The following is a 22,611-nucleotide window of genomic DNA, read 5'->3' on the forward strand; positions in this document are numbered from 1 at the left end:
CCTGACAAGTGTCCGATTATTCGGCTGCAGGCGTGCTGCGGTCGACATCGGCGAAGCAAAGATAACGCGTGCGATGGATGTCGGTGAGATTGTCGACCCAACCGGTCACCCGCGGGTTGACCAGGTTCTTGTTGACATAGAAGACCAGCGGAATGATCGGCATATCGTTGACCAGCATCTGCTCGGCCTCGGCCAGCAAACCGCCGCGCACTTCCAGATCCTGCTCCTGGTTGGCGCGCTCGACCAGCGCGTCATACTCCGGGTTATTGTAGCGGGCATAATTCATCGGCACCGAACGGTATTCGCCGAGGAACAGGAAGTTATACGGATCGTTATAGTCGGCAATCCAGCCGCCATCGGCAATCTGGAAATCTCCAGCCCGCAGATTGTCATAATGAATCTGCGTGTCATTGACGATCAGCTCGGGCTGAACCCAATCAGCAATCGCTGACCAGTCATTCTGCACCACCGGAGCGACGCGTGGATTATCCCCGGTCGCCCGATAGGTATATTCGAAGCGGAACGGGTTGTCCGGGCCGTAGCCGGCCGCGACAAGAATATCGCGTGCCATGACGCGGCGCTGTTCCACCGGAATGTGAGCCCAGCTGGCTTCGACACCGCCCGGGTAATTGTCGATCCCCGGCGGCACCAGCGAATAGGCTGGCAGCTGCCCGGCGCGCAGGATTTCATTGGCGATGAAGTCGCGGTCAATCGCCATCCCGAGCGCATTACGAACCGCCGGGTCGGCGAATTGCTCTTGCGTCGTGTTGATGGAGAAATACACCGTGCCCATGAAGGGGTGGACCCGCACATAGTCAGGGATTTCCCGACGCAGGAATTCCATCTGCTGTCCGGGGAACTCCATATTCAAATCGAGTTCGCCATTGCGTACTCGCCGGCCAGCCGCGCTATTGTCGACGGTTGGGTAGAAATACACTTCGTCAACGCAGCTGTCGGCATCGTCGTAGAAAAGCGGGTTGCGGCTGAGATGGACGAAATTATTCGTGCGCCAATCAATCAGCTTGTAGGGGCCATTGACCTCAATGTTTTCGGGACGAACCCACTCATCGCCGAATTGCTCCACGATGTGCCGCGGCAGCGGGAAAGTGGTGTAATGCGTCAACAGGCCAGGCAGATAGGGCGCCGGGTTGACCAGCCGGATTTCCAGCGTGTGCTCGTCAAGGGCATGAACGCCAATGGATTCAGGCGGCGCTTCGCCGCGGCTGGCCTCGGCAACGCCAACGATGGGGTAAAGCAGGGAGACATACTGGGCCCCGGTTTCAGGATTGGAGATCCGGCGCCAGGCGAAGACGAAATCGTCGGCCGTGACCGGCACGCCATCAGACCAGAGAGCGTCGCGCAGATGGAAGGTCCAGACCAGACCGTCCTCGCTGACTTCCCAGCTCTCCGCCATGCCCGGGATCGGGTGGGCATCCGGGTCGTCGGTGAACAGACCGATGAACATGTCACCGATAATATTATTCTCCCAGGTACCGCTGGCCTTGTGCGGGTCGAGCGTGAGCGGTTCCGCGTTATTGCCACGGTTGAGGACAATCTCACCGGTTGGTTCCGACTGGTTGCCGCCACAATTAACGAGCGCCAATGCTGCCACTGACATCAATATGGCTGACAGAATTTTATTGCGGGTCACGGTTTCGGTCTCCCCTCCGAGGTCTCCAAGCGATTCACTGCCGCACTGTCTAACGCAACATCATCTACCGGTCGACACTTGCCGAGCGGTCGCGCATAGTCCGGTCAGGTTCTAGATATACTGGTGAACATGAATACGCGATTACTGATTCTTGTCGTTGCAGCTGGCTGGCCCTCGACGGCGCTGGCGCAGCCCCCCACCGCGCCGCTTGACGGCCTGTTCGCGTGCGAATCGGTCGTCGATGATGCCGCACGCCTGTCCTGCCTGGACGCCGCGGTCGCGGCGCTGCACAGCGAAACCGCGAGCGGCAATGTAATTGCCGTACAGCGCGGCGAGGTCGAGGCGGCCGAGGAAGCGACGTATGGCCTGAGAATCCCCGGCTTGCGGCTGCCATCCCTGCCCCGCTTCGCCATACCACGCAGTGAGGCGAGCGACCTGGCTGCCGCCGAACAGACCACCCAGACCTCCGGTACGCATACCGTGGAGCGGGACTCCAACGGCCAGATCGAGCGGATTGATCATCTGGCAATCACGGATATCCGCTTCAACCGCTCGCGGCGCGTCGTTGTGACGCTGGCCAATGGCCAGATCTGGCAACAGCTCGATTCCGATTCGACCCATATCGCGCGCAGTATCGAGGCCGACACCGGTGCCAGCATTCGCAGCGCGGCACTGGACTCTTACATGGTGAAAATCGGCGATAACGGGCGTTGGTTCCGCGCCCGGCGTACACAATAATTCATTCGGGAGTAGATTGATGATGACGTCACGCCTTGCCCTTATCGCCGCTGTCGCCGGGATCGCCATCCTGGCGCCGACAGCGGCGCTGGCCGATGATCCGATCGCGGACATCCTGGCCTGCCGCGCCGTCGAGCCGGTCGATGCCCGCCTCGCCTGTTTCGACGCCGCTGCTGAGGCGCTGGACACGTCCCATTCGAGCGGTGCCATCGTTACGGTGATGCGCGAGGATGTCGAGGCCGTCGAGCGCGACAGTTTCGGCTTCTCCATGCCCTCCCTGCCCCGCTTCCGCATCCCGCTACTGGCGGGACGGGCCGAGGCCAATGTCCGCGACGCCAACACCCTGATCGCGGCAGCAGAAGCCGGCGGCGAGACTGCAGACGCCACGCCAACCCCCAACGCCGCAGCCCCGGCCGCCAGCGCACCGGTCAATGATGCCGCCACCGCCGCCGCGACCGATGTCCAAATTCTCGATCGTGGTTCAGACGGGAATGTCGACCGGGTCATGATGCAGATCGCGCGCACCCGCGTTGTTGGCTACAACACGACGATTTTTTACATGGAAAACGGCCAGGTCTGGCGCCAAACCGATGATCTTGCCGTCCGCATGCCACGGAACCTCGAGGGCGTGACGGCCGAAATCCGTCGCGGGGCCATGAGCAGCTTCCTGCTGCGCGTCAATGGCCGCGGACGCGCCATCGCCGTCGAGCGTCAACGCTAAAGCAACGGCCTGAGACCGCATTCAAACATGCAAAAGGGCCGCCCTGCCAGGCGGCCCTTTTCATTGACATGATCCGCGACCGGCCGCGATTGCGACCATGCCCCCGTTTTTTGAGGGCTATTTCACACAGACCGGCTATCCGATGGGGGCGCAAGACGGGCTGACCGCGCAGGAGGCAGGCACAGGGCAAAGCCTGGTTCCAGGCCGCCGTGGCCGGCCCAGGCGGAACGCGCCAGGGTGAGGCGCGCTAATTAGTGAGTGTCCCCGTTTTTCGCAGGCATAGGCATCATTGGAGACGTTGCGCGTGGCGATCTGACCGGCCGGATTATAGGTAAAGCTGGTGGTCAGATCGCTGGTCGTGCCGGGCAGGTTGTGCGCCAGCGTCTGCAAGCGCGTGACGCTGTTGAACGCATAGCTCGTGGTGACGCCAGTACCGCGCGTGATCGAGGTGCGGCGGCCCTGTTAATGCGTGCCTGTCACCATTTATTTATGGGAACTTTCCACAAAACCCCCAATCTGAGCATGCCTCAAGCTGCCGTTTCCGCGTCTGCGACCATCCACGCGCGTAAAGAGAGTCGCACCAGCTTGCACCAACCCTCCGGGCGCTGGAGCTCCGCAAGCGCCGATTGCTGCCGGAACGATTTCTTCGGGTAAATGGTGACAGGCACCATTTGTGGAAGGTCAGTCACCCAAAAGTAGAACCTGTATCAGGGTCACGGCTAATGCAGCGTTGAAATAGGTGCCTGTCACCATTTATTTTGGGGTGCGGAAATTGTGGATGTCCCCGGTTTACGTTTTTTCGTTTCATAGTGGGTGCCTGTCACCATTTATTATTTATTCTTGGGGGCGCCGGACTGGTTGGACGCACTGGAGGCGAGCACGGGGCAAACCCCGACTCCGGGGCGCCGTGGCCGACCCAGGCGGGATGCGAAAGGGTGAGGCGCGCTAAATGGTGTGTCCCCGATTTTTCACCTTCTAATTCTTTACCAACCTTTACTGCGTCGATTCACTCAATTTTGCGGTCGCCTTCGTCCGAATATATATAAATGGATAGGTAATCGGTGCTACCATTACCATTACGAAACAAATGATCTGATCTATTAAAGGGTTAGTGAGCCTTACAATTTCATTTAACAATAGACGTCTACTGGAAATCCAAACCAAATAGAAAGTAACGAAGGGGCCGAAAATTTTTGCTTTCTCGTGGATATTTGTCGCCAAGCCACCATAGGAAACTGAGCTAAAGGCACCAACAAGGACGATAAATGTAAATGAGGCGAGGGACACAATTTCCAATAGCGAAATTATCGGCCCGAAATCGACCTTGGCCCTCCATCTAATCATCAAATATGGGATCAAAATTAATGTCGACGTCATGACCACTTTAGATGTGGCGCTAAGTGCCCGATCAAGAAGAACATCGCTGGACGTGCTGACATCCCCGCCAGCAAAGAAAGCTGCCACAATGAAAACATAGAAAGTTACAGGGTGCGTTAGCATTCTTCTCATTCCGAGGCTCCACAATCATACGTTAGACTAACGCTAACACCGAAACCTAGCGCAGCGGCAAAACTAACATTTGGGGCAACGCTGTTTGAGGTTACCCACGGCGCGCCATCCAGTGGACCACGTGGCGCGAGCGCACTCGGTCCTGTGTACATCCTCTGCTCCATTGCAGGAACCCCAGCCCGCAGCAAGAAGTCCACGGCATCTGTTGGCATTGGTGCGCTAACCGACCTGGAAGTTGTACGTGTGCCCAAGTCGAGAAAATCAACACCACTAATGCCGAACGACGCGGATGCTCCTTGCGTATATGAAGCAGTGCTCGAAGCCAAATCGGCCCGGTAAGTACCCGCGTCAAAAAGACCTCCAAGAGCGAGACCTTCATAATTTCCTTGGAGCGCAATTTGAGCCCCCAGCGAAAACTCGAACTTGGTTTGGTAGCAATTGGTTTGATCGTCGCTATCTCGCGCCCCACGGCTGTTGCCATTATTCTCGCGAGGAAAGCTCCCACGATCACCTCGGCCAGATCTGACCCATAGACTACCCATAAACGAACCCCAACTCCAACGACCTCCTGTCACAGTGAAACAGCCGCCGATACCGTCGCATACATCGAGCCCCATCGGATCCACCAAATTCACAGGATCCCCACCCACATAAGCATAGATATTCATGCCCCCAGCCTGACCGATCGGATCGGTCTGCATGAACCGCCCAAGCCGGGGATTATAGGCGCGGTTCTTGTAGTGATAAAGGCCGGTCTCTTCCAGCCAGACCTGGCCGGTATAGCCATAGCGGCCACTATTGGAGGCGCCGGGCATGCCGTATTCGTCATAGGTATTCGTATTGGCGGCGTCCCCGAACTGATTGGTGCGCGCCACAATTGACCCCCGCTCGTCGGCGATCAGCCAGAGCCGCATGCTGGTCCCGGAGCCGGCATATTCCACCAGCGGTTCGTCGGTGCCAGGGCCATGAACATAACGGCGTTGCAGCACGTGACTGCTATTGTATTCGGCGATCATATCGACGCCGTCATACTGAAAACGCACGTCCGGCGCCGTGCCGGTCAGCTGCACCAAACGGCCGAGCGGATCATAGCTCAGTGTCACCCCGCCGGAGACCGAGGTCAGCCGGTTGAGATAATCATAGCCGAAAGTGCGGACGCCATCGCCGGTCATATTGCCGCGACCGTCATAGGTCGGCGCGCTTTGGCCGGTAACGCTCGTGATCTGATTGAGGCCATTGGTGCCGTAGAGTAGATCCAGATTGACATGCCCGGTCCAGGCGAAGGCGTCATTGGACGCGGTCCGGCTGGTGATCTGACCGGCCGGGTTATAGGCATAGGTCACCGTCAGATCGTCACTGGTTCCAGTCAGATTCTGTGTCAGGCTTGCGAGCCGCGAAGCGGAATCGAAAGTATAATTGGTGGTGACGCCATTGCCGCGCGTAATTGAAGTGCGACGGCCCTGATTGTCATAGCTGTAGGTCGCCAACACCCCATAGCCGGACGAGGCACCATTTTCACGGACCGCCGTGACGGCGCCAGCCGTATTATGGTCGTATTTGACGTAGAAGCCGTCGGGCCAGGTGATCCGGGAGCGGTGTCCTGCTGCGTCATATTGATAGGACACCGCGCCATCACCGCCAGTCTGTTGAGTGAGGCGCCCCAGAGCATCATAGCTATTGCTGATCGATTGGGAGCTGGTAGCGACACTCAAAACCCGACCCAGCAGATCATAGGTGTAGTCCGTGTCGATCGTGGTACCGGGTGCGTTGACCTGGGTGACGCGGCCAAGATTGTCATAGGTGTAGAAGAATTGCTGGTCGCTCCGCACCCGCCGATTGGCGAGACGGCCATAGACATCATAGGTATAGATCTCGTCATCACTGCCCGTATTGGTGCCCGGCGTGGTCGGGCTGGGGTATTCAATCGAGGCGAGCCGGTCGAAACCGTCGCGCAGATACTGGGTGCGATTGCCTTCGCCATCGGTCAGGCTGACCAGCTGGCCATTATTGCTGTAGGCGCGCGTTGCCTCAACGATGGCGCCCGCCGTGGCATAGCCGCTGGTCGTGGTCGCGACCCGACCAACCGCATCATAAGTGTTGCGGGTGATCCGGTCCGGCCCGTAGGAGCCGGTTGTGGCCAGTGTGCAGGCCGAGCTGGGCGGTGAGGCCCAGTTGGCGGCATTCATCCTTTGGGCGACGCAATCAATCCGTCCCGCATTGTCGTAAGAATACTGGATCATCGCCTGCACCGAACTGGCTCCGGTGATCAGCCGCGCCTGGGTGGCACGTCCGCCGGCGTTGTAAACGACCTCCTGCCGGTCGATCAGGCTGAAGGCGGACCACGCCGCATCAGACTGGCTGGTCACCGTGCCAAACTCGACCTTGGTGGGCAGGCCATCGGAATTATAGGTGGTGCGCTGGGCGGGGTACAGCAAGGCGCCGGCGCCGTCCGGATCGGGCCCGACCTGGCCGATCAATTGACGCCCATTGTCATAGCGATAGCGCGTCGTATCGGCGGTGCCCGCAAGTGGGCCATCGACCGTCAGCAGATTGCTGACATGGTCATAGGTCATCGTCGTGGTTGTCACCAAAGTTGTGTTGCCAGCTTGGGCGGTTGCCGTGACGGGCAGGAGATTATTGGCGACACCGGTCGCGCCATAGGTGACGATTGTGAGCTGCTCATTGGTCGTGCCGATACAGCCCGCCGTCGCCGTGCCACTGGAGCAGGTCGATGATTGGGTCGGCAGATAGACCGGGCTGGCCGCCTGGATGATGCTCGCGGAGGTGCGTTTGTACCAAGCGTAGAGCGCGGTGTAAGTGATCCGCGTCTGTGGCCGGCTGCCACTGCCGGACGGGGCCGGTGAGGTCGCGGTCAGCATGCCGCCATGGGTGGCATCATAGGTGAAATCGGTCACATTTCCGGCCGCATCGGTCACTGAGCTCGGCTGGTTGCAGGTGCGCACATTTGTGCAGCTCGCCGGATAGGCGGTGCTGGTGACAATATCGGCCAGGCCCGAGCCGGACTTGGCGACCTGGCGCACCAGCGTGACATTGCTGCGGCTGTCATAGGTGTAATTGGTATAATTGCCTTCAGGCGCCGTCACCCGGGTTAGACGTCCACCGGTGTCATAGGTGTAAGTGGTGCGATTGCCGTAGCCATTCTGAGACGCCACGACGCGGCCGGTCGCAATCTCACTCTCGGTGATCGAGACGCGCGAGGTCGTGTCGGTAAACGTCGTCGTGCGGATACCCGCGGCATCGGCATAGGCATAGGTGCCGCCACCGCCACCGGCAATCCAGACCGAACTGACACCATAGGCGCCATAACCAATCGAGACCTGCGGCGAGATATCGCCGGGGCCATAAACGGCGGTCAGACGGCCATATTGATCGCGCACATATTTGGTCGCCCGTGACAGCGTGTCGTAGAAGGTGCGCTCACTATAGGTCGAATAGATCGTTTCACCGATGATGAGGTTGGGCCAAGTCTGCGTTAAACCGGTGCATGAAATGGCGGTCGGCGCGCAATAATCAACGGCGTTATTGATCAGCCTCGCCTGGGTAACGCGGTACCAGGACGAAAAATCACCGACATCATTCATCGTATTGAGCGCATAATTGAGATGCAGTTGATAGCCGGTATTGGTCGTGACCGATTGCAGCCGGTAATAAGGATCGGAGAGAACGTATTCTGGTTCATACCGGTTGAATCCAACCTGTATGAGATACGCGCCTTGCCGATAATGATACGTCAGTGTGAAGCCGTTCGGGCGCGTGACCGTGTGAAGCAAGGCCAAGCTGGCACCATAGGTGCGTGTCGTCGCCACATAGGACGCCAGAAACACCGCCACCGTCCCGTCGCCGAGCGTGTAGGTATAAGTGCCGAACGTTTTGGTGAGCGTCGATTGGCTGGCGTATTTTGGTGTATAAGTGCTGCCGCTCACCGTAAACAATTCGCTCGAACCACCGATGAATACCGTGATCTCATTGTTGAGCGGATTCTGATCGATGCCACCGACCACACTGTGCCGCCAGGCATTGCCCACGAAGACCTGGGAATAGCTCAAACCACCCGAACCGGGATTACCGATCGTGATCACGGGTGAATTGTTCACCGAGGCTCCTGAGGGCAGGTTGACGCCGTTGGCATCGATGTTCGGATTGACGATCGGGACGGCCTGGTCGGGCGGCGTTTGCGCGACAGCGCTCGCGTTGAAGAAAAATATGAGGCTGGCCGTTACAATTGCAGCAAACAAAGTCGACAAGGCGCGCATCGTAAGTCCTCCGGATTCAGCTCTGGATAGGTGACATTTCAGGAAGGAACAGCGCTCAGGCGCCGGTCGTCTTCTTCTCGATGCGATTGCCGGCATCGTCATACGTATAATCCGTCGTGACGCCGTTATTGACCGAGCCGGAATGGACAACCTTGATAACGCGGCCATGTGCGTCATAGGTATAAGTCACTGTCTCGGATGCGAAAGCAGGTGCGGACAACGTCAACGCCCCTGCCAGAACCAATAACAATCTCATGCGAGCCCCCTGCCCTATCGAGACCCACCGCCAAATTCTCGACGGGTGTGTCATCCAAAAACGTCACCAAAAGTTGCGCGAAACAACTCATCAATGCACGCTAGGGGTGATCGTAAACACAATCGACAAATTCAATCAACACGGAAATTTTATCCAGGCCACCCGCTAAGCGTTTACCCTTGCGCAACCAAGAGAATCCTATCGCAAAAACTTGCATCTCACGCCTATCCAACTTGAAAATGTCGGGCGTAAACGGATGACAATGGCCCATCCCACCTGGCCAGCGGCGCCGTCAGTGCACTGCCCAAACCCGCAAGCCACCCCCGATTCGCACAAAAAAAGGGCCGCCCTTCCAGGCAGCCCTTTTGATCTAGCGATGGAGTGTGTCTGCCCGTCAGCGATCCTTCGGGTCGATCGCGTCGCGCAGACCGTCACCGATGAAGTTGAGGCAAAACAGCGTCAGCATCATTGTCACGGCCGGCACGATCAGCGTCCACGGCGCGACTTCCATGTCCTGGGCACCAGCAGAGATCAGGCGGCCAAGCGATGTCAGCGGCTCCTGCACCCCAAGACCGAGAAAGCTCAAAAAGCTCTCGGCCAGAATGACGACCGGGATCATCAAGGTCACATAGACGACGACCGGACCGAGCACGTTGGGAATGATGTGACGCTGGATGATCATCCATTGCGACACGCCGGCGGCTTCGGCCGCTTCAACGAATTCCATCCGTTTGAGGGCAATGGTCTGACCGCGCACGATCCGCGCCATCGTCAACCATTCCACGGCGCCGATGGCGACGAAGATCAGGATGATATTACGCCCGAACACGACCATCAGGATGATGACGAAGAAAATGAAGGGCAGGGAATACATGATATCGACGAAGCGCATCATCACCTGATCGACCCGGCCGCCGATAAAGCCGGCGGTCGCGCCCCAAGTGACGCCGATCACCAGTGAGACGATGGTGGCGACAATGCCGACCATCAAGGAGACGCCGAGCCCGACCAGGGTTCGCGCCACCATGTCACGGCCTTGCGCGTCAGTGCCGAAGAGGTGCCAGTTTTCAAACGTGGGCGGCACCCAGACTTCGTCACGATAAATCGTGTCGTAGTCATGCACCCAGACACCCATCTGGCCGAGGACTGCCAGCACGATCAGCGTCCCGAGCACGATCAGACTGACCAGCGCTGCCTTGTTGCGCAACAGACGCGCGCGCGCATCCTCCCAGAGCGAGCGGCCTTTGACTGCGGCCGTCTCGATCAGCGCAGCCTTGTCATCCGGTGTTGAAATCGTTGACATTATTCGTACTTCACCTTCGGATTGAGGACGCCATAGAGCAGGTCCGCGACCAGGTTAAGGACGATGATCAGGCTGGCGTAAATAATCACGACGCCCATCACCAGCGTGTAGTCGCGCTGCAGCGCCGCATCGACGAAATGCTTGCCGATCCCGGGCAGTTGGAACACGACCTCGATCACCAGCGAACCGGAGATCAGCGCCGCGGACGCAGGTCCAAGATAGCTGACGAGCGGCAAAATCGCCGAGCGCAAGGCATGGCGCACGATCACCGCCGGCGGCGACAATCCCTTGGCCCGCGCGGTGCGGATATAATTGGAGCGCAGCACTTCGATCATGCTGGCGCGCATCAGGCGGGCAATAATCGCGATCTGCGGCAAAGCGAGCGTGATCACAGGCAGGATCAAGCGGTCCACTGTCATCCCCAGCCTCGGATCGAGACCGCCAGTTGGCAGCCATCCCAGATAGAGACCGAAGAACAGCGCCAGGATTGGGCCCGACACGAAGGGCGGAATGGAAATCCCGACCATCGCGAACGTCATCACGGCAAAATCGCCGCTGGTGTTCTGCCGCAGGGCGGCAACCGAACCGAGGAAAGAGCCGGCGAATACGGCCAGGATCATCGAAGAAATGCCGATTGTGGCGCTGACCGGAAAGCCTTCGCTCAGGATCTCGGCAACGTCCTTGTCCCGGACTTTCAGGGATGGTCCCAGATCGCCGTGGAACAGATTGCCCATGTAATCAAGGAATTGCCGCCAGACCGGCTGGTCCATGCCATAGCGCGAGAGCAGAAGCTGGCGCGTCTCGTCCGGCATGGGGCGTTCAAGGTCGAACGGCCCGCCTGGAGCGGCGTGCATCATGAAAAACGCGACCGCAATGATCACGAGAATCGTGGGGATGGCGATTAGAACTCGCCTGAAAATAAAACCAAACATACTGAATAGGGCTCATTCCGGGTTTTGATGCAGTTTCAGTCTGGCGGTCGCGATGTCAATGAAGCCTGTGTCGCTGCGATGCAGCATCGTCGACGGATAAGGGCGGAACAGCTGCAGTTCGCGACGGCGCCGGATGGACCACCATTAATGCACCGACAAGCTGACAGGCCGCAAGTAGCAGCAGCATCCATCCCATGCGCACAAGGCGCTTGCCTAGAAACCTGGCGACGTCCAAATTCAAACCCTCGATATCAGCGTTCCAAGTCGATCACGCAATTTCTGCGCCGTCTGTGAACGAGCGTGATTTGCGTGTGTTCTCCGTGCACTTAATATGCGCGGGGCAAACCCGGAGGAGCCATGTCCATGCACCGTGCGCTTTGGTGGCAGGATTTTGAGTTCCAAGATGGCGTCGTCACCGTCAAGAAGACGGGCGCCCGCTTGCGACTCGAACCCGGTTTGATCGGCGAAGTCCTGTCCTGGTTCCCGTTTTATTTCGTGGTCGAAGCCTGGCGCTTGGGCCGATCGTCCCGTTCTGGGCCAAAAATCTGGTTCGCGCCTGACCGGCCGCGGCCCTGGTATCTGATCTGGTCTGTCCTGCACGCTGCGGGGGCGCGGATCGCAAAATCTGCGGACGAAGCCGATGCTGTGTTCTTTTTCGACGATTCGACCAGTGGCAGCACAATGGAGTGGCCACCGGAGGCGCGGGCGATCAATCGCCATTGCCAGAGCATCGCCAAAAGCCATGTCGGCGCCGTGTTTGAGCAATGCTTCGGCTATTCGCTGAACGTCGACCCGGCCCAATTCAACGGCAAAATGGTTCGAAAATCGGAGGCCAATGGGGCCCATGACGGCCGGATCGTTGAAGGGCCGTGCGCAGCCGAACCGGGCTTTGTCTATCAAAGGGTGATCGACAATTCGATCGCGGGCGGCATGGTCGAGGACATCCGCTGCCCGACGGTTGGCGGCACGATCCCGCTCGTCATTCTCAAACAGCGACTGGCCTCGCACCGCTTCGCCAATACAAATGACAATGTGGAGCTCGTCGAGACCCACACCGTCCTGTCAGCATCCGAACAGGCACAATTGTCCGATTTTGCGCGCGCCATGCGACTCGATTGGGGTGGGCTGGACGTGCTGCGGGACAAGGCGGACGGCCGGCTCTACGTTGTCGATGTCAACAAGACCGATATGGGGCCACCCATTATCATGGCCATGGACGACAAGATCCGCATCACAAAGAGACTGGCCGCCGCATTTCTCGATTTCTTGCTTCAAAAACCTGTGTCGGAACAACAAGCTGTATCATGACGAGTATTCCGTTTCTCAAAGATTTCGACTTTGAATATGGCCGCTGCGAACAAATTTCGCCGGCCGTCCGACGTGTGATCGCCCCCAATCCGGGGCCGTTCACCTATACCGGCACCGGTGTCTATATTATCGGCCATGGCGATGTTGCCGTCATCGATCCGGGTCCGTTTGATCCCATCCATGAGGCCTCGCTTGACCAGGCACTGGCCGGCGAGCGCGTCACGCACGTCTTCGTGACCCACCATCATCTCGACCATTCGCCATTGGCCCACCCGCTCGCTGCCAAGCACGGGGCGCAAGTCTATGGCTTCGGCGCCCAGAGCGCCTCGCCGGCGGGCGGCGAGGTCCGGCTCGAGGCCGGCGATGATGTCGGTTTCCGGCCGGATGTCGAGATCGAGGACGGACAGGTTTTCTCCGGCCCCGGCTGGACACTCGAAGCTCTGCACACGCCCGGCCACACCTCCAACCATGTCTGCTACGCCCTGAAAGAAGAGAATATCCTGTTCAGCGGCGACCATGTCATGGCGTGGTCAACCAGCGTGATCAGCCCGCCGGACGGGCATATGGGCGATTATCTTCGGGAATTGGCGCGTGTGCGCGACCGCAATTTCACCCGGCTATGGCCAACGCACGGCCCGGCCGTGGAAAAACCGGCCGAGTTCGTGCAGGCCTATATCGATCACCGGCTTGAGCGCGAGCACCAGATCCTCGATCAACTGGCCGCAGGCCCGCAATGCGTTCCGGAACTGGTGACGGCCATCTACACCCATATCGACAGACGCCTGCATCCTGCGGCCGCGCATTCAGTGCTCGCCCATATGATCCATCTGGTCGAAACTGGGCGCGTGGAGTGTGAGGGCGAGCCAAGCCTGACGTCAGTCTTCGCACTCGGCAGCCAGACCTAGCCGGCGGCAAGGGCCTCCAGGAAGGTTTTCACCCGCCCCGCATTACGACCCAGATCATGGACGGGTTGGCGCGCCAGCGAACGCATATCAACGATGCTGCCTCCCGCCTCGTCGGACCTGATCCGAACCGCCATATCGTCGCGAAATCCGAACCAGAAGCCCTCAGCACCGGCTTCAAACATGCCCGCTTGCCTGGACGCTGTGCCAACCCGCCATCCACGATCCCGCGCCAGATCAAGCGCGCGACCAAAGACGCTATCAGCGGGCTCCGCGAGCTGGAGCGAGGCGATTTCAGGATAATATTGTGCCTGCAAGACCGGGAGGTCTTGCCCGTCTGCGGCCGTCTTTCCGGCATAGGCCAGGTCTGAGTCGCTGGTCAGCCGACGCTCCAGAAACGCCGTCGAAAAGCCCGGCGGATCGGAAAAATCCGTCGTGATATCGAGCAGCGCCGGCTGGGCTTGCTGCAGCCGGTTGATATGGATCATCCAACCCATCCCCGTTGAAGCAATAAGCAGAATGGCGATGGCACTCGTCCAATTGCCGTGCGACCGCTTGGCGAAGGCGAGGTGGATCAGGATGAAACTCGCCGCCAACACCCCCGACACGAGACCGGCAAGCAGGAGTGCAAATCCCCAAGCATAAGTCATCGTCTCGAGACCGGTGTGCCAGTCCCAGAATTCCCACTTGGTACCGAATGCCGCCACGACGAACCAAAGCGGAATCGTCAACGCAAGCAGCCCACAGATCGCGGCTATAACGTCAATCGCCCGTCGCAAAATTTCGATGAACCGCGCCATTTCAGCCCCTCCGGCTGGTTCCGTCGATCAAGGGTACAACCGATTGACCGTCCAAGGCGAGGTTAAATCTGCCCTTTTAAACATCAACCGGTCATGCAGCCGAAATGGGCGGTCGCGCCAAAACTCGATCGCCGTCGGTCGCAAACGAAAGCCGGACCAGTGCGGCGGCCTTGGCACTTCGCCGAGACCAAAGCGCGCCGCTTCGCGCGCCACGGCCTTCTCCAGCGCAAAGCGGCTTTCGAGCGGTTGCGACTGGGTCGAGGCCCAGGCGCCGATCCGGCTGTCGCGAGCTCGCGACGCGAAATAGGCGTCGGCCTCGGCCGCATCGACCGGCTCGACTGCGCCGCGCACCCGCACCTGACGCCGCAGCGATTTCCAGTGAAAACACAGGGCGGCGCCGGGATTGAGTGTCAATTGGCGGCCCTTGGCGCTCCCCAGATTGGTGTAGAAGACAAACCCGCCGCGATCGACGTCCTTCAAAAGCACCATGCGCAGATCGGGGAAGCCCTCTGCATCGACTGTCGCCAAGGCCATCGCATTGGGATCATTCGGTTCTTTCTTCTTTGCGTCGGCAAGCCATTCGGCGAACAATTCCAACGGCTCGTCGCGATCAAAGATCTCGACCGAATTGGCCTCATTGGTCCGGGCATAGGCCGCCGCATCTGGACTGGGCGGAATCAGGTTTTTGTCACTCATCAATCGATCTCCGGCGGCACCTCACTGTCCTAGTGCATTTTCCACAGCGGGGGGAACCGGTTTTGTGGTGCGACATCGGGATGCAGGACGGGATGAAGCTGTTGCGGGTCGCGTCAACCTTTCAGGAATCTTCTTGCGTTATCGATGCAGGATGACATCGCGTGTTTTGACAGTAGTTGCGGCCTATGCCGCGTTCGGTCTGGAGCCGGGCGCCGGGCTGATCGCGGCCAAGCGTGCCTTCCGCGAGCGGGTCAAAACCCTGCATCCAGACACGACCGAACCGACGCCTGAAGCCCTGTCCAGACTGGCCGCCATTGTCGATGCGATCCGCTTTCTCGAGAAGACCCTGCCAGCCTGCATGGAAATCGGAATCAGCGCCCACCAGGCCCGGCAAGGCCTGACCCGATCACTGCGCTCAGGCGATCGGGCGATCATCGTGCGCATTCCGCCGGGCGTAACCGATGGTGCCTGCCTACAGGCTGTCGGCGAGCCCGACACGACCGTTCAGGTCCGCGTTCTGGCGGCGACAAATGAGCCCGGCAAGCCACCGGCCGCGCCCGATTTCGAACCATTGGACGATTTCGTCGAAGCGTTTTCACGGCCTTCGGCCAATGCCCGTTTCGCACGCTGGATCCGCAAGGCACAGTCCGCCGCGTGACGCCGGGCCATTCGCCGACTATGGTCTGAAAAAAGCGCGGACCGACCATGTCACACAATACTTTCGGGCATTTGTTCAGAGTCACGACCTGGGGCGAGAGCCATGGGCCGGCGATTGGCGCCGTCATTGATGGCTGTCCGGCAGGCATCCCGCTGAGCGAAGCCGATCTGCAGCCTTGGCTCGACCTGCGCCGGCCTGGCACGTCACGCCACGTCACCCCGCGCCAGGAGCTCGACCAGGTCCGCATCCTCTCCGGCACGTTCAGCGATGATCGCACCGATGGTCCCGTTACCACGGGCACGCCGATCAATCTGATGATTGAAAACCAGGATGCCCGTTCGAAAGATTATGGCGATATCCGCGATAAATGGCGGCCTGGCCATGCCGATTATGTCTATGACATGAAATACGGCATTCGCGATTATCAAGGCGGCGGACGGTCCTCGGCACGTGAAACGGCCTCGCGCGTCGCCGCTGGCGGCATTGCGCGCAAGGTGCTCGGCGACGGCATCTCCATTCGCGCCGCGCTGGTTCAGGTCGGCGCACGCAAGATCGACCGGGCGCGCTGGGATTGGGATGCTGTCAGCAATAACCCCTTCTTCTGCCCTGATGCCGCGACGGCCGAAATTTGGGCCGCCGACATGGATTCCCTGCGCGCCGACGGTTCGTCGACCGGCGCGATTGTCGAAGTCGTTGTCTCCGGCCTGCCGGCCGGCTGGGGCGCACCGGTCTACGCCAAGCTGGACAGTGAGATGGCGGCGGCGATGATGACGATCAATGCGGTCAAGGGTGTCGAGATCGGGGCCGGTTTCGGCGCCGCTGCGATGCGCGGCGAAGACGCAGCCGACGAAATGCGGATGGGCGAGGACGGTCCGGTCTTTCTGTCCAACCATAATGGCGGCGTTCTCGGTGGCATCTCGACCGGACAGGATCTGGTGATCCGCTTCGCGGTCAAACCAACCTCCTCGATCCGGATCGAGCGGCGCACGCTTGATCGCGATTTTGCCGAGACCACGATCGAGACGCGCGGCCGTCATGACCCCTGCGTCGGGATCCGCGCCGTGCCGGTTGGCGAAGCGATGGCGGCGATCATATTGGCCGATCAAAAGCTGCGCCATGCCGGGCAATCCGCCTTCTGAGCCAGAAACATGAAGGGCGTGTTCATCCCCGGCTCATCAAGTTTTGGTTAACCTTGTTCAGAATGGCGCGGGGATTCCGTGCTCGCCGTCCTGAAGGAGCCCGCCCAGATGACCAAACTCACCTTGCTCACCGCCACAGCCGCCGCACTCATCCTGCTGCCTGGACTGGTTTTCACGGAGGCCGCCGATGCGCAGCGCCGTCACGAAGGCAATGGGTCGGGGCGAGCCGGCGCCTCAGACTCTCATGATCGCGGACGAGCAGAACCGCGCGGCGACAGACCATCCCGCACCGACCATCAACGCGGCCAGCGACAAGCCACCCCGCCACCGCAACGCCGCGATAGTAGTAGTAATAGCCCCCCCCGCCCCCAACGATCCGCCTCCCGTGGCGACCTGTCGCAAAATCACGGCGCTCCGAGCGCCGGGCGCGGGAATCCAGGTCGCGGTCACGGCGCGCCGGTCATGAACCCCGTCAATCCGCGCCTTCAGCCGGCTCCGACCCAGGGCAGTGGTCGCCGCGCTGGCCTTGGCGGCCATCAGCCGGGCCCGGCAATAGATCACGGCACACGAACTGGCCCCAGCCGGCCCGATTCACATCCCGGCACGCGTGGTGGCAACAACCCGCGCGATGCGCGATTTGGATCCGGCCGCCGCGATTCACATACCGGGTCAGGTGGTGGCTATAATCCGCGCGGTGCGAGGTCGGGCACAGACCGGCGAGATTCACATCCAGGAACGGCTGGCGGCTATAACCCGCGTGGCCCGAGGGTCGGGCACGATCGCCGCGACTCCCATCCCGGCACGGCGGGTGGATACAATCCGCGTGGCCCGAGGGTCGGGCATGATCGCCGCGATTCACATCCCGGCACGGCGGGTGGATACAATCCGCGCGCGCATCGCCCCGGCAATTATCGCAATGATCACCGCCGCCAGGAATTCGCCCAACGGCGCCGGTCATTTTACCACACCGATCATCGCCGCGATGTTCGCTGGCTCCACCACATGAATGTGGGTTGGAGCAGCTCGCCCTATTATGGCCATTACGGTCCCTCGACGCGGTGGCGGTATAATTCCCGTTATTATGACTCTGGCTATAACAACCGGCAATTTGCCTATTACGATCAGGCCTGCCGCTATGACCGCAATGGCAATGGCACGGCTGTCGGGGCGATTCTTGGCGCGATCATTGGCGGTGCGGCGGCGGATGGCGACAATGTCGGCACCGGCGTCCTGCTCGGCGCTGGCTTTGGAGCCCTGCTGGGCAACGCCGTCAGCCAGCTCGATGACTGCGACAAGGTCCAATACCAGTACGCAATGAATTACGCCTTCGAAAACGGGCAACCCTATTACTGGGGCAATCCCTATTCCGGCGTTCGCGGCAGCATCACGATCCGCGAGAGCTATGCTTCTGGCAACACCCAGTGCCGCTGGGGCGATGCGGAGATCTACATGCCGGACGGGACGTATAATTACGACCGTGTCCGCATGTGCCGCGATGCCTATGGCGACTGGGAAGTGGCCCGCCAGCAATAAGACAGACCATTGCAATCGGGGGTCGGGCCCATCGCCCGGCCCTTTTTAGTAATCGCGGCACCGCAATTGCAGCCGAGGAAATTAACGTTCATCCCAGGCTCATCGGCCCGGTTTTATGGTATGGGTGAAAGTCGGGCCAGAGATGGCCTGCCCACGCCAGGAGAGTGACATGAAACTGCTGACAACCGCCCTGCTCGCCGCCACAGCCTTCGCTGTCGTGGCACCCGCCGCCTCCGCCCAGTCGCAGGCATACGGCAATTGCCAATCTGATCGCCAGGGCCGCCAGGTCGCCGGCGCCATCATCGGCGGCATTCTCGGCGCGGTGATCGGCAATGAGATCGCCGATGATTCCAATAACCGACCGAACTATCGCCGCGGCGGCCGCGGCCACCATGATAACTATCGCGGCCGGAATTACCGCAATGACCGCGGCAATGCCGAGGAAGTCGGCACGATCGCCGGTGCTGGTGTTGGCGCCCTGATCGGTGCCGGTATCGCCGGCGGTGATGGTTGCGACAATCGCCGCGCCACCCGCACCTATGGCGATTACGAGGCCTATCCCGGCAAGCCCGGCTATGCCGACAATTCCTATCAGGACCAGGGCTATCGTGGCTATCCAACGCAAGCCTATCGCGATGACGGCAGTGATTATGGCTATATCGACGGCTCGAACTCGCGCTCATCCACCCAATTGCTGGGCGGGGCGCAGGCCGATCCCTACGCGCGCACCTATAATGCTGGTGCGCAGCAGGACTCGAATTGCCAGTGGACCTCAACCCGCCGGATGGACGAATACGGCCAACCGATCGTCGACCAAGTCTATATGTGCCAAGGCAATGACAATATCTGGCGCCCTTACGACACCTACACGCAGTAATTTCCGGGCGTGATCGCCAAAGCCGTTTCATCGACTTCAATCTCGGTGGGACGGCTTTGGCGTGCCGGCACATTTGTGTACCGAAAAACCGGTTCCCACTTTTGCTGGAAATGCTGGGTTCTCGATGGTCGCATTTCCGAACCGCAAAACCGGTTCCCACTTTTGCTGGAAATGCTTCAGCAATTCGATTCGACATTGCGGCGGGCGGTGATTAGGTACTCCTGATTGCCGTCCCCGCCTTTGACCGGACTTTCCATGACATCGCGCACTGAGAAGCTCTCAAGACCGTCAAGAACGGCGCGGACCTCAGCGACGGCGCGCGCCCGCTCCTTCCCGTTCTTCACCAGTCCGCCACGGCCAATTGAAGCCCTGCCGACCTCGAATTGGGGCTTTATCAGCGCGATCAAATCCGCTTGGTTCGCCGCCAGGGACATCGGATTGGGGATCACTTTCAGCAAGGAAATGAAGCTGGCATCGCAAACGATCAGCGATGGCGCCGGCGTGCAATCCGACGCGGTCAATGATCGCGCATCGACCCCTTCCATCGAGACGACTCGCGAGTTAGCCCGCAAGCTCGGGTGAAGCTGGTCGCGGCCGACATCGACGGCATACACACGCGCCGCGCCGCCTTCGAGCAGGACCTGGGTGAAACCACCGGTCGATGATCCGACATCCAGACAAATACGGCCTGCCGGATCGATCCCGAACGCCTCCAGTCCGGCCAGCAATTTAAGCGCCGCCCGCGACACATAAGGGTGAGCCGGCTGGGCGCTCACCACGGCTCCTTCGGCGATTTTCTGCGAGGCTTTGATCACGACCACCCCATCGACAGTGACCGTGCCGGCCGCGATCGCCTCCTGCGCCTTGGCGCGAGTCTCGATCAGCCCGTGCTGCACCAGATAGAGATCGGCCCGCATCACAACACGACCCGGTAACGGCATTTTTGCAAAATGCCATGCTCATGCATCACATGACCGACCGGGATATCGACGGTATCGACATGGGCGCCACCGATCTTCTCGCACACGCGTCGCGAGGCGAAATTTTCCGGATTGCAGGTGATCCAGACCTCTTCATAACCCAGCTCGCGCATCACGTTCAGCGCCAACCGGCAGGCGGCGGTGACATGGCCGCGCCCGCGAAACGCCGGGTAGACCTCATAACCGATCTGGCCAAAATACCGTTTCAGATCATCGCTGTCGCCGAGACGGAGTCGGACTTCGCCAACCGCCCTTCCGGCTATATCAATCTTGTAGCTCAAAATTGGAACATGGGTCGGAGCTTGCGGCTCGACATATTCGCCCAGCCGAATCGTGACCCCGCCGCCGCTCATTTCTTCCGGCGGCATCGCCATCCGGTCCATGCGCTTCACCCTGCCTACCCGGCCTATTCAGCCAGCATTGGAGCGACCACGAGCTTGGCCACATCCTGGCTGCGGCCGAGTGCCTCCAGCGCGGTGGCGGCAATGTGGCGGGCATTGAGCCCGGCCGTGTCATACATTTTGAACGGCGCATCATGGTCCTGGAACACATCCGGCAGGGTCATGGTGCGGATCTTCAGCCCGTTATCGAGTGCCCCGCGTTCAGCGAGCAACTGCAGCACAAACGCGCCGAAGCCGCCGCGTGCGCCCTCCTCGACCGTCACCAACACTTCATGCTCGCGCGCCAGGCGCAGGATCAGATCTTCATCGAGCGGTTTGGCAAAGCGGGCGTCAGCGACCGTGGTCGAATAACCCTGGGCGCCCAGCGCATCGGCGGCCTTGAGCGCTTCCTCCAGCCGGGTGCCCAGCGATAGAAGGGCAATACGGCTACCCTCGCGAACGATACGGCCCTTGCCGATTTCGAGCGGCTCGATCAGCGCCGGCATGTCGATGCCGAGACCATTGCCGCGCGGATAGCGGAAGGCAGACGGGCCATCATCAATCTGCGCCGAGGTGGCGACCATGCGTGCCAGTTCAACTTCGTCGGCGGCAGCCATCAACACCATGCCCGGCAAGGCACCGAGATAACCGACATCAAACGCGCCGGCATGGGTCGCGCCATCAGCGCCAACCAAACCGGCCCGGTCGATTGCGAAACGCACGGCCAAGCCTTGGATCGCCACATCATGGACGACCTGGTCATAGCCACGTTGCAGGAAGGTGGAATAGATCGCGGCAAAAGGTTTCATCCCGTCCGCAGCCAGCCCAGCCGCGAAGGTGACCGCGTGCTGTTCGGCAATACCGACATCGAAACAACGGTCAGGAAAGCGTTCGGCAAACAGGTCCAGCCCGGTTCCGGCCGGCATGGCAGCGGTAATGCCGACAATGCGGTCATCGGCTTCCGCTTCGCGGATCAATTGCTGGGCAAATACCTTGGTGTAGGAGGGCGGGCCGCTGGCGGCCTTTTGTTGCTCGCCGGTGACGACATTGAATTTGGCGACGCCATGATATTTGTCGTCGGCGGCCTCGGCGGGGGCATAGCCCTTGCCCTTCTGGGTCACGACATGAATCAGCACCGGGCCGTCATCGCCGTCGCGGACATTGCGCAGAACCTGCACCAGCTGGTTGAGATCATGGCCGTCAATCGGGCCGACATAGCGAAAGCCCATTTCTTCAAACAGGGTTCCGCCCATCGCCATGCCGCGCATGTATTCCTCGGCCTTGCGCGCCGGACCCTCGACACCGATCGCCTTGGCGACGCCCTTGCCGATCTTGCGCAGCGAGCGATAGCTTTTCGAAGATACCAGCCGGGCGAAATAATGGCTCATCGCGCCGACCGGCGGTGCGATCGACATGTCGTTATCGTTGAGAATAACGATCAGGCGCTTGTCGAGCCCGCCGGCATTATTCATCGCCTCATAGGCCATGCCCGCCGACATCGCGCCGTCGCCGATCACGGCGATGACATTATTGGCCTCGTTCTTCAAATCGCGTGAAGCGGCAAAGCCGAGCGCCGCTGAGATCGAAGTTGAGGCATGTGCGGCACCAAACGGGTCGTATTCGCTTTCCGAGCGCTTGGTGAAGCCGGACAGGCCCTGCCCCTGGCGCAGCGTGCGAATCCGGTCACGGCGGCCGGTCAGGATTTTATGCGGATAGCATTGATGCCCGACATCCCAGATCAGGATATCCTTCGGCGTTTCAAACACATGGTGCAATGCCGTCGTCAATTCGACCACGCCCAGCCCGGCACCCAGATGCCCACCGGTCACAGAAACCGCATTGATCGTCTCGGCACGCAATTCGCTGGCGACCCGTTTGAGGGTCTCGAGATCGAGATTCTTCAGATCGGCAGGCGTCGCGATACGATCAAGATTGGGTGTGCTGTTGGGCATTC

The 22,611-nt window shown here is 60.1% G+C and carries 19 protein-coding genes; 9 read left to right on the top strand and 10 right to left on the bottom strand.

The features are described 5' to 3' along the window. Positions 1–16: 16 nt before the first annotated feature. Entirely contained in the window at positions 17–1,651 is a 1,635-nt protein-coding gene (locus AAC029_RS13150) for a peptide ABC transporter substrate-binding protein (protein ID WP_339748533.1), read from the bottom strand. A gap of 129 nt (positions 1,652–1,780) precedes the next feature. Between AAC029_RS13150 and AAC029_RS13155 the strand changes: the two genes are divergently transcribed. Beyond that, the gene (locus AAC029_RS13155; protein ID WP_339748535.1) at positions 1,781–2,389 is read left to right on the top strand and encodes a hypothetical protein; all 609 of its coding nucleotides are present in this window, start codon (positions 1,781–1,783) and stop codon (positions 2,387–2,389) included. 19 nt (positions 2,390–2,408) lie between these two features. After that, complete coding sequence (locus tag AAC029_RS13160) at positions 2,409–3,110, top strand: hypothetical protein (protein WP_339748538.1); 702 nt, start codon at positions 2,409–2,411, stop codon at positions 3,108–3,110. A 1,505-nt stretch (positions 3,111–4,615) separates the two neighbouring features. Here AAC029_RS13160 and AAC029_RS13165 read toward each other — a convergent pair. The 4 genes from AAC029_RS13165 to AAC029_RS13180 all read right to left on the bottom strand — a co-directional run bounded on the left by AAC029_RS13165 (position 4,616) and on the right by AAC029_RS13180 (position 11,384). Then, positions 4,616–8,893 (bottom strand): RHS repeat-associated core domain-containing protein, encoded by a 4,278-nt coding sequence (locus AAC029_RS13165; RefSeq protein WP_339748540.1) that lies wholly within the window; start codon positions 8,891–8,893, stop codon positions 4,616–4,618. Positions 8,894–8,948: 55 nt separating this feature from the next. Further along, positions 8,949–9,149 (bottom strand): RHS repeat domain-containing protein, encoded by a 201-nt coding sequence (locus AAC029_RS13170; RefSeq protein WP_339748542.1) that lies wholly within the window; start codon positions 9,147–9,149, stop codon positions 8,949–8,951. Between the two features lie 394 nt (positions 9,150–9,543). Beyond that, on the bottom strand, positions 9,544–10,452 hold the full coding sequence (locus AAC029_RS13175) for an ABC transporter permease subunit (RefSeq protein ID WP_339748544.1): 909 nt from the start codon (positions 10,450–10,452) through the stop codon (positions 9,544–9,546). Beyond that, positions 10,452–11,384, bottom strand: coding sequence for an ABC transporter permease subunit (locus AAC029_RS13180; protein ID WP_339748547.1), 933 nt, complete (start codon positions 11,382–11,384; stop codon positions 10,452–10,454). Before AAC029_RS13180 ends, AAC029_RS13175 begins: the two co-directional genes overlap by 1 nt. Positions 11,385–11,747: 363 nt before the next feature. On the opposite strand from AAC029_RS13180, the gene AAC029_RS13185 reads away from it, so the two are divergent. Continuing rightward, entirely contained in the window at positions 11,748–12,692 is a 945-nt protein-coding gene (locus AAC029_RS13185; protein WP_339748550.1) for a hypothetical protein, read from the top strand. Continuing rightward, the gene (locus AAC029_RS13190; protein ID WP_339748553.1) at positions 12,689–13,597 is read left to right on the top strand and encodes an MBL fold metallo-hydrolase; all 909 of its coding nucleotides are present in this window, start codon (positions 12,689–12,691) and stop codon (positions 13,595–13,597) included. The genes AAC029_RS13185 and AAC029_RS13190 overlap by 4 nt, the downstream gene beginning before the upstream one ends. On the opposite strand, the gene AAC029_RS13195 is transcribed toward AAC029_RS13190, so the two are convergent. Continuing rightward, on the bottom strand, positions 13,594–14,394 hold the full coding sequence (locus AAC029_RS13195; RefSeq protein ID WP_339748555.1) for a DUF1499 domain-containing protein: 801 nt from the start codon (positions 14,392–14,394) through the stop codon (positions 13,594–13,596). The two genes, AAC029_RS13190 and AAC029_RS13195, sit on opposite strands and share 4 nt — an antisense overlap. Before the next feature lie 27 nt (positions 14,395–14,421). After that, positions 14,422–15,090, bottom strand: a complete 669-nt coding sequence (gene pdxH, locus AAC029_RS13200) for a pyridoxamine 5'-phosphate oxidase (protein WP_339748557.1) — start codon at positions 15,088–15,090, stop codon at positions 14,422–14,424. Between the two features lie 151 nt (positions 15,091–15,241). Between pdxH and AAC029_RS13205 the strand changes: the two genes are divergently transcribed. The 5 genes from AAC029_RS13205 (at position 15,242) to AAC029_RS13225 (ending at position 19,297) form a co-directional block, all read left to right on the top strand. Further along, entirely contained in the window at positions 15,242–15,748 is a 507-nt protein-coding gene (locus AAC029_RS13205; RefSeq protein ID WP_339748559.1) for a J domain-containing protein, read from the top strand. Positions 15,749–15,795: 47 nt separating this feature from the next. Further along, positions 15,796–16,887 (top strand): chorismate synthase, encoded by a 1,092-nt coding sequence (aroC, locus tag AAC029_RS13210; RefSeq protein ID WP_339748561.1) that lies wholly within the window; start codon positions 15,796–15,798, stop codon positions 16,885–16,887. Positions 16,888–17,515: 628 nt separating this feature from the next. After that, positions 17,516–17,893, top strand: a complete 378-nt coding sequence (locus tag AAC029_RS13215; RefSeq protein WP_339748563.1) for a hypothetical protein — start codon at positions 17,516–17,518, stop codon at positions 17,891–17,893. After that, complete coding sequence (locus AAC029_RS13220) at positions 17,890–18,420, top strand: glycine zipper domain-containing protein (RefSeq protein WP_339748566.1); 531 nt, start codon at positions 17,890–17,892, stop codon at positions 18,418–18,420. Before AAC029_RS13215 ends, AAC029_RS13220 begins: the two co-directional genes overlap by 4 nt. Before the next feature lie 169 nt (positions 18,421–18,589). Next, positions 18,590–19,297, top strand: coding sequence for a hypothetical protein (locus AAC029_RS13225; RefSeq protein WP_339748568.1), 708 nt, complete (start codon positions 18,590–18,592; stop codon positions 19,295–19,297). 176 nt (positions 19,298–19,473) lie between these two features. Here the strand turns inward: AAC029_RS13225 and AAC029_RS13230 are convergent, their stop codons facing one another. Genes AAC029_RS13230 through dxs form a run of 3 tightly spaced genes read right to left on the bottom strand, consistent with a single transcriptional unit; the run spans position 19,474 to position 22,609 of the window. Next, a complete protein-coding gene (locus AAC029_RS13230; protein WP_339748571.1) occupies positions 19,474–20,238 on the bottom strand; it encodes a TlyA family RNA methyltransferase in 765 nt (254 codons plus the stop codon). Next, complete coding sequence (locus tag AAC029_RS13235; protein WP_339748575.1) at positions 20,214–20,660, bottom strand: GNAT family N-acetyltransferase; 447 nt, start codon at positions 20,658–20,660, stop codon at positions 20,214–20,216. Before AAC029_RS13235 ends, AAC029_RS13230 begins: the two co-directional genes overlap by 25 nt. 23 nt (positions 20,661–20,683) lie before the next feature. Continuing rightward, positions 20,684–22,609 carry a 1-deoxy-D-xylulose-5-phosphate synthase gene (gene dxs / locus AAC029_RS13240; protein WP_339748577.1) on the bottom strand — a complete coding sequence of 642 codons (1,926 nt, stop codon included), beginning with the start codon at positions 22,607–22,609 and terminating at the stop codon, positions 20,684–20,686. Between the last annotated feature and the right edge of the window lie 2 nt (positions 22,610–22,611).

The organism is uncultured Maricaulis sp. (assembly GCF_963975345.1).
Classification (GTDB): Bacteria; Pseudomonadota; Alphaproteobacteria; order Caulobacterales; family Maricaulaceae; genus Maricaulis.